The organism is Psychromonas sp. Urea-02u-13, from assembly GCF_002835995.1.
Classification (GTDB): Bacteria; Pseudomonadota; Gammaproteobacteria; order Enterobacterales; family Psychromonadaceae; genus Psychromonas.
The window spans coordinates 1-2,787 of record NZ_PJBZ01000162.1; the positions used below are offsets into that span (position 1 = coordinate 1).

Sequence of the window (2,787 nt, forward strand, 5' to 3'; positions counted from 1 at the left end):
GTTTTCAGTCCCGTTTTTGTTGCAGCATTTTGAAGTACCTTTATAATACGCATCCATTTTAAGCATTGGCTTAACTTCTTTTAACAAAAATATAGCGGGTTCCCTCACCCCGCGTTAATTTCACAGAAAAAGGTTTATTATGTTATTACTCTCTCACGAGCAAACTCGCCGTGCGCTTTTTGTGCTGGTTGCGTTTCATATCTTGATTATCAGTGCCAGTAACTACTTGGTACAATTGCCCTTTACCATCTTTGGTTTACATACCACGTGGGGCGCTTTTAGTTTCCCATTTGTTTATCTAGCCACCGACTTAACCGTTCGTATATTTGGTCAGCAAGCCGCACGTAGCATTATCTTTAAAGCTATGTTACCTGCCTTACTCATCTCGTATGTCATGGGGGTTTTGTTTCAACAAGGCTCGTTACAAAGCTTGTCTGCGTTAGCGGAGCTAAATAGTTTTGTTTTCCGCATTGCCTTTGCTAGTTTTGCCGCTTATTTAATTGGCCAGTTAATGGATATTAAAGTGTTTTCAAAACTGCGTGAAACAAAGCAGTGGTGGGTTGCCCCTACAGCATCAACGGTCATTGGGAATTTTGTTGATACCTTAGTGTTTTTCTCGCTGGCGTTTTATGCATCAACAGATACCTTTATGGCAACACACTGGCCTGAAATAGCGTTAGTCGATTACGGCGTCAAATTAGTCGTCAGCATCGGTTTTTTCCTACCTGCTTACGGACTGTTATTACGCGTATTAGAGCAGCGTATTATTAAGCCACTGGAACAAAAAAGCGCCATTTAGTCAGGCGGCGCTGCTATTTTAGTAGAAGCGTCGTACCACCTTCATGAAAATATCTACCCAGTGCTCACTGAATTCAACGCCCGCTTTATTGTTGATTTCTAGCAGCGCACGCATTAAAGGTCGCTTGTGTAATGAGATACTGGTGTGCCCATGGGTAATGGCTTCAAAGGTGTGAACGATGGCAATGATTTTAGCGCCTGCACTAATTTCTTGTGTCGTTAAATTATTGGGATAGCCACTACCATCGATTAATTCTTGATGCTGCATTAGCATGCTACCCGCTTGTTGGGAGTCGTGAATAGAGCGCATCAGTTGTGAAGATGTTTCTACGTGTTGACGCACTAACGGTAACTGTCGTTGGTTTAACTTGCTCTGCTGGTTGAGAAGCGGGGAGGGTAAGAAAGCCATTGCAATATCGTGACAAAATAGCGAAGCTGCCAACATATTCGCGTTGATCGGGCTTCCCGCTGAGAGGTTCATTGATAATGCCAATTGCAGGACACGATCTGTCCGGCCTTGCCAATACCCTACACGGCTTTCACAGGTTTTCGCCATTTGATAGAGAAAGGTTAAATCTTCACTGGGCTCTGTCAGCCTTTTTAGCCAATGCTTCTCTATCGGCACTGTGATTGAAGTATCAGGATCAATGATTGCGATCAGATTGACGAGCTGTGCAGCAATCATTCCAGGAGAAGCAGAAGAAAGCGCTTGTAGGCCTTCTTCTACTTCAGAATAAAGCTGTTCGCTGTACTTCACTTGTTGCTCTTTGCGAAACTGATCCATAAAATCACGGGCTTTATCCATTAACAGCAGTGTCAAATCACCGACTCTATCTGAAAAGGGAATACTGCCCTTACGCACGAGATCCAGTACGCTTTCTAATTCTTGTAGAATGGTCACCATAGGCACAAAACCCAATACACTGGCATTGGCTTTTACGGTATGGATAGTACGAAATAAATCGTTAAGTAACACGCTATCTGTTGGCGCTTGCTCAAGGTTTACAATGCTAATTTCACAGATGCTATATTTTTCTAAAAACTCTTCATAGGTCTCTGCGAACAGCTCATTATCAATCGGGTCATCCAGTACGAAAATAGCCAATGTTTAATCCTTTGCGAGGAGAGTGAGAAGGTGTGTTTAAAACACGAAGAACGCTATTTCACTATTATAAGCCAAGCCTGTTAAGTGCGTAGTATTTTAAGTGAGACGAAAAATCTGACTTTGATAGAATAAATTTTTACAATGCATATTCAAGCCTAGAGTTGATGCCTTTGAGCGCTTAACTTCGTTACCCTAGCATCAACGAATTAAAGACGTTAATTCATTAATAGAGATTCTCTTTACAAAAATCACAACGCAGAAGTCAGTTGTTTTAACGCGTAAAATAGATCCGCTAGTTAATGGAATTGCTATAACCCTTTAAAGTAACAGCATGCCTAATAGAGGCATAATGAGAAATGCTAATAAGGTTTGCATGGTGATAATGGAGGCCATTGCCTCAACATCGCCACCTAATTGGCGGGCAAGTATGTAGGAAGAAGGCGCTGTGGGTGCCATAAATGCGATGATCAATACGGCTGCCGCAATGCCAGTCAGACCGGTATAGGTTATTAGCGCGATAGTCACTAATGGTTTTAGTCCGAACTGTATGAGAGATGACCAAGCAATGGCACTAAAATGACCTTTGATGGATTCTGGTTTTAGCGCTGCTCCCACAGCTAGTAAGCCAAAAGGTAATGCAGCTCGACCGACTATTTCAAGAATATCGCCAACAATAATGGGTATTCCTATATCACTCAAACTTAAAAACCAACCAATAGTACAACCGATAATCAGCGGGTTAAACATAATCGCCCTTATAAACTGTAACGTGCCTTTGATTGACGATTTCCCCCAGATTACAAATACTGAAATACACCAAACATTAATTAATACAATCATAAATCCAGCCGCAACCGAGCTCAGTGCGAGGCCCGTTGCACCGT

3 protein-coding genes are annotated in these 2,787 nt (G+C 42.2%); 1 reads left to right on the forward strand and 2 read right to left on the reverse strand.

All coding sequences use genetic code 11. The annotated features are described in order from the left end of the window. The first annotated feature begins 139 nt into the window (after nucleotides 1-139). Nucleotides 140-799, forward strand: coding sequence for a 7-cyano-7-deazaguanine/7-aminomethyl-7-deazaguanine transporter (locus CXF74_RS20930; RefSeq protein WP_101084525.1), 660 nt, complete (start codon nucleotides 140-142; stop codon nucleotides 797-799). 18 nt (nucleotides 800-817) lie between these two features. Here the strand turns inward: CXF74_RS20930 and CXF74_RS20935 are convergent, their stop codons facing one another. Further along, entirely contained in the window at nucleotides 818-1,903 is a 1,086-nt protein-coding gene (locus tag CXF74_RS20935; protein WP_101084527.1) for an HD domain-containing phosphohydrolase, read from the reverse strand. Nucleotides 1,904-2,221: 318 nt separating this feature from the next. Then, nucleotides 2,222-2,787 (reverse strand): AEC family transporter (locus CXF74_RS20940; protein ID WP_232772611.1); only part of this gene is annotated, 566 nt, incomplete at its 5' end.

Excerpts from the sequence above, each read along its gene's own strand:
- CXF74_RS20930 (WP_101084525.1), top strand. The coding sequence starts at position 140 with ATGTTATTACTCTCTCACGAGCAAACTCGCCGTGCGCTTTTTGTGCTG.